Source organism: Nocardia sp. NPDC003345 (assembly GCF_053589395.1).
In genome coordinates, this window is record NZ_JBSFRU010000297.1 from 1 (window position 1) to 8,359 (window position 8,359).

Genomic DNA, 8,359 nt, shown 5'->3' on the forward strand with positions numbered 1-8,359 from the left:
GAAGCGGCGCAGCCGCCAGTCTCGAGCGCTGACAGCAGACGCTTCAGGGGCCGAACCCCGCGCGGCGAAGCCGCGCCAAAAAACACAGCACCTTGACGAGTGAGGTCACGTTCTCACCTTGACGAGTGAGGTCACCTTCCCCACCTCCTTGGGCGGGGTCACCTTCCCACCTCCGCGGGGCGAGGTCACCTTCTCACCCCCGCTAGCAGGGTCACCTCCCCACCTCGGCGGGCAAAGTCACCCCCCACCTCCGCAAGCAAGGTCACCTGCCGACCTTGGCGAGCAAGGCCCCCACCTCCACAAGGACCACCTACCCGCCTCCGTACGAGGCTGCCTCCTCACATAGCAGCGGCCGTCCCGTTCTCGCCTCGACGACCACGATCACCCCCACCGCCGCAAGCGGCACCCCCTCACATCACAACCCGAGCACCGCCATGCGTTCGGCGTGGGCGGTTTGCATGCGATCGAAGAGCGTGGCGATGCCGTTGAGATCGCCGGTGGCGGCGAGGACGAGTTCGGTGAGTTCGTCTCGCTGGGCCATCACGTATTGGGCCTGGGTGATCGCTTCGCCCAGCAGGCGGCGGCCCCAGAGGGTGAGGCGGTCGCGTTCGGACCGGCTGGCTTCCACTGCGGTGCGGACTTCCTCGACCACGAATTCGGAATGGCCGGTGTCGGCGAGGACGTCGCGGACCACGGCGGCGACGTCGAGGTCGAGGGCGCCGGCTATTTCGCGGTAGAAGTCGGCGGCGATACCGTCTCCGACATGGAATTTCACCATCGATTCCAGCCAGGTGGACGGGTCGGTGGAGCGGTGGTAGTCGTCGAGGGCCCGGGTGAAGGGCGACATGGCCGTGTACACATCGGTGCCGCGGTCGGTGAGGGCCTTTTCGAGGCGTTCGAAGTGGGCGAGTTCGGCCGAGGCCATCCGGGCCACCGCGACCTTGCCGCGCAGCGACGGTGAGAGGGTGGCTTCTTCGGCCAGCCGGTAGAAGGCGGATATCTCACCGTAGGCGAGCACCGCGAAGAGATCGGTCACGCCGGGGTGGTCGGCTGGAATCGGTGACGAGGCCGGTTCGCCCGGCGTAACGACCGGCTCGGCGGGTGACTGTGCTCCCATGGAACTCCAGCGTAGTACGCGGTGGTTTCGGAGCGGCTCCGCCGCTCGGGGTTCGGCGGGCCGAACCTCGGGGTTCGGCTCAGGCCGGGGTGGTGAGGAACTTGTCGAGGTAGGTCCAGGTGGTGTCGCGGGCGGTGGCTCCGGCGAGGATGCCCAGGTGCCCGCCGGGCGCGGTTTCGTAGTGGACCGCGGCGGCGCCGGTGAGGGTGCGCAGTCCGTGTTCGACCGCGCGGGCGGGGGTGATCACATCGCTGGGGCCGCCGACCAGCAGCACCGGCGCCGTGATGTCGGCCAGCCGGATCGGGCGCGGGCCGATGTTCACCACCCCGCGGCCGATCTCGTTGCGCAGTACCAGATTGGTCCACAGCTGCTGATACATCCGGCCGGGGTAGCCGGGCATGTTCGCCATGAAGCGGTCGATGGCTTCCATGCGGGCCAGGGATTCGGTGCGGGCCAGGTTGCCCGCTACGAACAGCGGCCGTTTGATCTCGCGGTCCCAGGCGGTGAGCCGGTAGGCGAGCCGGGTGAGCGGTGCCGGGACCCCGCCGACCGCGCGCAGCGCGCTGCCGACGGCCTCGCCGGTGCCGGTGAGGCGCGCGGCCGCCGCGAGTTGGGGGGTGGCGGGCATGGCGTTGTAGTTCAGCGGTGAGCCGATCGCGGTGATCGAGCGGATCGGCAGGCCGGTGTCTGCGGCGGCGGTCAGCAGTGCCATCGTGCCGCCCAGTGACCAGCCGACCAGGTCCACTCCGGATTCGGCGCCGTCGCTGCGATCGGCGGCGGTGCGCCGGATGGCCTCGGGCAGGATGTCGTGAATCCAGTCCTCGAAGCCCATGCGGCGGTCGGCGTAGGTGATCTCGCCGTAGTCGATGACATACGGCGCACGTCCGGTATCCAGCAGGAACTCGGCCAGGCTCTGGCCGGGCCGCAGATCGAAGCAGCTCGCCGGGGCGGCCGGCGGGGGTACCAGCAGCACCGCTGGACGGTCGAGCCGCCGGCCGGCGAGCGGGGCGGGTTCGAACCGGCTCAGCCGGCGATGCGGTTCGTCGCGGAGCACCGTGGCCGGGGTCGGACGGTGCCCTTCGACGCCGTCACCGAAGGTCAGTGCCCAGGCGTTGCGGGCAGCGCGCCCCAGCGTCCGGGTCCGCTCACCGTCGCGGTCCACCACGCGCAGGGCTCGGTCGGCGAGGGCGATACCACGGTCTGCGATGCTCACGGCACGAATCTCTCATATCCCGGTACGGCTGTACCAGCCGTACCGGGCGCCCGACCCGCCCGGATGTGTGGCGAATCACCTTCGGGGCCCGCCGCCTACCACCGCCGCGCCCGGGAGCGCCGCACCGGGTGAAACGTCCTATCGCACAGGCGGGCTCGGCAGGCGCCCGTTCGGCATCGAAACGGTTCCGGCCGATTCGCACCGCCGGGTTTCGGAGGGCGGGACAATAGCACGCTACAATCGCGACGGACAACGGAAGAATTCCGCCGATCAGTAAGAACCGGCAGCTCCGAAAGCCGCGCCCCACGGGTGCGCGCAGCGGTGATACACAGAATTCTCCGATGTCCACGGAAAATGTGCGCGCACCAGATCCGCGTCACCGATGCGCTGCGCCGATGTCCGAGCTTCGCTGTCCCTCATCCGGGGCACTGCCGACATCCGGCGGCGGCCCGGGTGAATATCGCAGGGCGGATCCGTGGTCGTCGTGGACCGACCGGTCCGCCCCACGCCTCGTGCGCGTGTAGCGCGATAACGAGGGAAGGCACGAACCTGAGCAAGATCACAGTAGAACCGGAACCCGGTCTGGCGGAAACTCTGCTGACGGCGGAGTTGGACTCCGCCCATACCGCGCCGTCTTTCGCGGAATTGGGTGTACGCGACGAAATCGTCCGCGCACTCGCCGAGATCGGAATCGAACGTACTTTCGCGATCCAGGAACTCACCCTGCCGCTGGCGCTCAGCGGTGAGGACCTGATCGGCCAGGCCCGCACCGGTATGGGCAAAACCTTCGGGTTCGGCGTACCGCTGCTGCACCGGATCAGTACCGCGGAATCCGGGACCACGCCGTTGGACGGCACCCCCCGCGCGCTGATCATCGTGCCCACGCGCGAATTGTGCATCCAGGTGACCCAGGACCTGGAGAACGCGGCGAAATACGTCGCCACCGAACGGGGACCGCTGCGGGTGACCTCCATCTACGGTGGCCGCCCCTACGACGCCCAGATCGACGCGCTGCGCAAGGGTGTGGACGTGGTGGTCGGTACCCCCGGCCGCCTGCTGGACCTGGCCGACCAGCAGCATCTGATCCTCGGCAAGGTCGGCGTGCTGGTCCTCGACGAGGCCGACGAAATGCTCGATCTGGGGTTTCTCCCCGATATCGAACGCATTCTCGGAATGGTGCCGGATAAACGCCAGACCATGCTGTTCTCGGCGACCATGCCGGGCCCGATCATCACGCTGGCCCGCACATTCCTCACCCGGCCGACGCATATCCGCGCCGAGGAACCGCACGATTCCGCGGTGCACGACCGGACCGCGCAATTCGTCTACCGCGCGCACGCGCTGGACAAGAGCGAATTGATCGCCCGGGTGCTGCAGGCCGAGAGCCGTGGCGCCACCATGATCTTCACCCGCACCAAGCGCACCGCGCAGAAGGTCGCCGACGAATTGGCCGAACGCGGTTTCGCGGTCGGCGCGGTACACGGCGATCTCGGTCAGATCGCCCGCGAGAAGGCACTCTCGAAATTCCGCAAGGGCACCGTCGACGTGCTGGTGGCGACCGATGTCGCGGCCCGCGGTATCGATATCGACGATGTCACCCACGTGGTGAACTACCAGTGCCCCGAGGACGAGAAGACCTATGTGCACCGGATCGGCCGTACCGGTCGCGCCGGGCGCACCGGGGTCGCGGTCACCCTGATCGACTGGGACGAACTCACCCGCTGGGGCGCCATCGACGCCGCGCTCGGCCTGGGTATCCCGGAACCGGTCGAGACCTATTCGCGGTCGCCGCATCTGTTCTCCGACCTCGGTATCCCGGAGGGCGTCACCGGGACCGTCGGCAGCCGGAAACCGCAGCGCGATCCGGACGCCGTGGTTGTCGAACGCCCGGAACGCGGCTCCCGCAAACGTCCCCGCAAACGCACTCGCGGCGGGAAACCGGTGGACGAGACCACCACCACGGACGACACGGGCACCGGCGCGGAGACCGCCGAGGGCGAGCCCCGCACCGCCCCCGGCAGCGAGGACGAATCGGGCCGGACCCCGCGCCGGCGCCGGCGTCGTCGCCGTCCCGCCGAGACCGGTAACGGGTCCGAAGCCGGCTCGTCCGACGAGTCGGCCGTGACCTCGTCCGATTCCGGCGCGGATTCGAGCGCGGACAAGCCCGCACGCCGTCGGCGGCGGCGCAGGTCCGCCGATACCGCGACCGAGAGCGATTCGGCGGGTAGCGCCGACGACGCCCGGACGGTGAGCGCCGGCGCGGGCGCCAACGGATCGTCGCAGGACTGACAACGGGCATCGGACCGGGCCGCGGTGATGTCACCGCGGCCCGGTCGCCGTTTCCGGCCCCGGGGGAGCCCGCCCCGAGCACCGTCCGGGGCCGTCCGCCCCATCCGTTACGCTCGCCTACGTGCTCGCACCTGAGCGGCGAACGCGCGCCGATGTCATCACCGCTGCCGCGATCGCCCTCTTCGTGGTGATCGCGGTGATCGTGGCCTGGGCGACCAGCGATGTGGCCGATACCGAATCGGTGGTGGCCGGCCATCCGGCCCGTGCCCCGCAGGCCGCCCAGGAACTCCCGGAGACGCTGCGCGAGATGTGGCACGCCCCCGACACCGCGACAACCCGCGCGCTCACCTCCGAGGGCGTGGCGGTGACCGGGGCGGAAGGCACCGTCACCGGTCACGATCCGCGTACCGGCGAACAGGTGTGGCGCTACTCGCGCGATCTGCCCCTGTGCGGGGTGGAGGCGCAGTTCGGCATGGTCGTCGCGGTCTACCGCAACGAACGCGGGTGCAGCGAGACCACCATGGTCTCCGGCGCGGACGGGCAGCGGCGCACCGCACGCAGCAGCTATATGGACGACCGGGTCCGCCTGTCGGTGGACGGCACCTATGTGGTGGCGCAGGGCCCCGACCGGCTCGAGGTCTGGCGCTCCGATCTGGTGCGCACCCTGGAATACGGGTATGTGGACGCCAAGGACAACTGGAAGACCCAGCCCCGGAGCGGATGCGCGCTGAATTCGGCCGCCTCGAGTTCGTCCCGGCTGGCGGTACTGGAGCGCTGCCCCGGCGAACCGGCGAACCGGCTGACCGTACTGGCACCCGCTCCCAAGGACGACAACGTCCCCGAGGAATACGGCTCGCATCTGCTCGAGGGCGCGGGCGCCGCCTCGCCGGCGGCCCGGGTGATCGCGGTGTCCGACAACCGGATCGCCGTCTACCAGCCCGGTGCCGACGGCCGCGCACCCGCCGCCCCGCGACTGACGATCTTCGACGCCAAGGGCAACCCGGTTCTGGTACAGGAACTCTCCGCACCGTTCGCCGACACCGCGACCACCACCCGGACCGGTTCGGCCTACCTCGTTTTCACCGGCAACAGTGTGATCGCCCTGCAGGCAGCCACTTTCGAGCCGATGTGGACGGCCGCGAACGCGCTCGGCGCCCCCGTCCCGATGGCCGGCCGCCTGCTGATCCCGGTATCGGGCGCGGTGGCGGCGCTGGACCCGGTCACCGGCACCGAGGTCGCGCGCATACCGGTCGCGCGCCCCGGTTACGGCGGCGGCCCGATCTCGCTGGCGGTCCTGGGCAATACGGTGCTCGAACACCGCGACGGTGAACTGTTCGGCTTCGCCGATCCCGACGCCGCCCGCGACGAGACCGAGGATGCCGAGCGTCCGGCAAAACCGCTGCGGTGAAACGTTTTTGTCGGTACCGACCGGCACACTTGCCGGCATGACAGAAGCAGCCCGGCCCACCGACACCGCTCCCGCCCTCGCGGGCGAATTCACCCGCTACGACGATCCCGACGCCCCGTGGAACCAGTTCACCGAACAGGATCCGGCCGTCTGGAACACCGAGGTGATCCGCGAGTTCCGGGCCAACGGCGGCCGGGTCGGCGGCGCGTACGCCGGGGCCACGCTGCTGCTGCTCACGAGCACGGGCGCGAAAACCGGTAAACGGCATGTGGTTCCGCTCGGCGCCCTCTACCGTGGCTCGACCCTCTACGTCAGTTCGCTCGCCGATACCGGCTATCCCGCGTGGTACCGCAACGTCCGGGCCGATCCGGCGGTCATCGTGGAACTCGGCGACCATATCCACCACGGCACCGCCCGGGTCCTCACCGGCGCCGAATACGACGAATTCGCGAGCTGGGCGCTGGCCGACAACCCCCTGCTCGCCGATTTCCAGGCCACCTCCGAACGCCCCGTCCCGCTGGTCGTCCTCACGCTGGCCGGTGGGTGAGGTGGCCGGCCGGATGGTCGCGTCCTACGGCGGGCGGCGCACCACGGTTACCGTACTGTGCTGGTGTGTCCGCGCCCGATAACGCTCGTCTCGTGCTGCTACGTCATGGTGAGACCGCATGGTCGGTGGCACATCGGCATACCGGCCGTACCGATCTACCGCTGACCGGCGCCGGGGAACAGCAGGCCGTCGCCGCCGCGGGGACCGTGGCCGGGCTGGGACTGCGTGATCCGGTCGTCTTCGTGAGCCCGCGGTCACGGGCCCGGCGGACCGCCGAACTGGCCGGGCTGAACGTCGCGCGGATCGAGCCGGACCTCGCCGAATGGGATTACGGCGACTACGAGGGCCGAACCATCGCGGAGATCCGGGAAGCGGCACCGGGCTGGACCGTATGGACCGCGCCGGTCCCGGGCGGCGAATCGGCCGGGCAGATCCGTGATCGTGCCGACCGGATCCTGGAGGCGGCCCGGGCCGAGCTGGACTCCCGCGATGTGATCCTGGTCGGCCACGGTCACTTCTCCCGGGCGGTCATCGCCCGGTGGCTGGGTTTCGAGGTCCGGGAAGGCCGCCGGTTCGCGCTGACAACGGCCGCTGTCAGCGTGCTGGGGTTCGAACACTCCGAGCCCACGTTATGGGCGCACAATTTACGTCCGGGGTCGTTATGACGCCCTCCACGACGCCGGTCACGACGTCCGGCTCCGATTTCGCACCGCCGGCCGCCCGATCCAGGAGGAGTTGTTTCCGGTGACACCCGCTCTGCACATCCGCCGCGCCGAACCCGGCGACGTACCCGCACTGGTGGACCTCGTCTACGGCCTGGCCGAGTACGAGAAGGCCCGGGACGAGTGCACGCTGACCACCGGGCAACTCCACACCGCGCTGTTCGGCCCCGATGCCGCCGTCTTCGCCCACACCGCGCTGCTCGACGACCGGATCGCCGGCTGCGCCATCTGGTTCCTGAACTTCTCCACCTGGGACGGAGTGCACGGAATCTATCTGGAAGACCTCTACGTCACTCCGGAAGCGCGCGGCAGCGGCCTCGGCCGCGCCCTGCTGGCCGCCCTCGCCCGGGAAGCCCGCGACCACGGCTACAGCCGGGTCGACTGGTCGGTGCTGACCTGGAATACACCGTCGATCGGGTTCTACGAATCACTCGGCGCCCGCGTCCAGGACGAATGGGCCGGCTACCGGCTGACCGGCGACGCCCTCACCGCCCTCGCCGCCCGGGCCGTGCCCGAACTCCCCCGCTGACCCAGCGCCCGGCGGGCAGTTCACTCCTCGCCGGTGACCCCGTACTCCTGCGCCGCCCACCGCGAGGTCGGAGGCGCGAACAGCAGACCCAGCGCCCCCAGCGCCACCACCCCGAGCACCGTCCCGTACAGCGGTTGCTGCGACCCGAACAACAGCGACCACACCACAGGCAGCAGCAACAACTGAGTGATCACCGCGATCGCCCGCCCCCACCGCTGCCCGAACAACAACCCGATCCCCGCCGCGAGCACGGCGCCCCCGAGGATCCCGAACCACATGGCCGTGCCGTACCCGCTGATGGCGTCCTCGTCGTGCCCGAGCAGCGCGCGCACGATCAGCACCACCGCGACGGTCACAGCGACGCCACCCTCCAGCGTCACCAACCCGCCCGCCCCCCGGACCGTCCCCGGCACACCGACATCATTTCGCTCGACCACGCACGCAAGCCTATGTTTTTTGGCGCGCCTCCGGCGCGCGGGGTTCGGCCCCCGAAGCGTCTGCTGTCAGCGCTCGAGACTGGCGGCTGCGCCGCTT

At 69.9% G+C, this 8,359-nt stretch carries 8 protein-coding genes; 5 read left to right on the top strand and 3 right to left on the bottom strand.

Annotated features, from left to right (window positions below; genetic code table 11):
• Nucleotides 1–415: 415 nt before the first annotated feature.
• Together ACWDU1_RS25480 and ACWDU1_RS25485 are read right to left on the bottom strand one after the other, a co-directional pair.
• Nucleotides 416–1,117, bottom strand: coding sequence for a ferritin-like fold-containing protein (locus tag ACWDU1_RS25480; RefSeq protein WP_450002196.1), 702 nt, complete (start codon nucleotides 1,115–1,117; stop codon nucleotides 416–418).
• Nucleotides 1,118–1,196: 79 nt separating this feature from the next.
• Nucleotides 1,197–2,279, bottom strand: coding sequence for an alpha/beta hydrolase (locus ACWDU1_RS25485; protein ID WP_450002204.1), 1,083 nt, complete (start codon nucleotides 2,277–2,279; stop codon nucleotides 1,197–1,199).
• A gap of 579 nt (nucleotides 2,280–2,858) precedes the next feature.
• Between ACWDU1_RS25485 and ACWDU1_RS25490 the strand changes: the two genes are divergently transcribed.
• The 5 genes from ACWDU1_RS25490 (at nucleotide 2,859) to ACWDU1_RS25510 (ending at nucleotide 7,825) form a co-directional block, all read left to right on the top strand.
• Complete coding sequence (locus ACWDU1_RS25490; RefSeq protein ID WP_450002206.1) at nucleotides 2,859–4,619, top strand: DEAD/DEAH box helicase; 1,761 nt, start codon at nucleotides 2,859–2,861, stop codon at nucleotides 4,617–4,619.
• Between the two features lie 121 nt (nucleotides 4,620–4,740).
• The gene (locus tag ACWDU1_RS25495) at nucleotides 4,741–6,027 is read left to right on the top strand and encodes an Rv3212 family protein (protein ID WP_450002197.1); all 1,287 of its coding nucleotides are present in this window, start codon (nucleotides 4,741–4,743) and stop codon (nucleotides 6,025–6,027) included.
• 37 nt (nucleotides 6,028–6,064) lie between these two features.
• Nucleotides 6,065–6,574: a nitroreductase/quinone reductase family protein gene (locus tag ACWDU1_RS25500; RefSeq protein WP_450002199.1), complete on the top strand. Its 510-nt coding sequence runs from the start codon at nucleotides 6,065–6,067 to the stop codon at nucleotides 6,572–6,574.
• Nucleotides 6,575–6,639: 65 nt separating this feature from the next.
• On the top strand, nucleotides 6,640–7,239 hold the full coding sequence (locus ACWDU1_RS25505; RefSeq protein WP_450002200.1) for an acid phosphatase: 600 nt from the start codon (nucleotides 6,640–6,642) through the stop codon (nucleotides 7,237–7,239).
• 79 nt (nucleotides 7,240–7,318) lie between these two features.
• Nucleotides 7,319–7,825, top strand: coding sequence for an N-acetyltransferase family protein (locus ACWDU1_RS25510; protein ID WP_450002201.1), 507 nt, complete (start codon nucleotides 7,319–7,321; stop codon nucleotides 7,823–7,825).
• Nucleotides 7,826–7,845: 20 nt separating this feature from the next.
• On the opposite strand, the gene ACWDU1_RS25515 is transcribed toward ACWDU1_RS25510, so the two are convergent.
• Nucleotides 7,846–8,262 carry a hypothetical protein gene (locus ACWDU1_RS25515; RefSeq protein ID WP_450002203.1) on the bottom strand — a complete coding sequence of 139 codons (417 nt, stop codon included), beginning with the start codon at nucleotides 8,260–8,262 and terminating at the stop codon, nucleotides 7,846–7,848.
• Nucleotides 8,263–8,359: the final 97 nt, after the last annotated feature.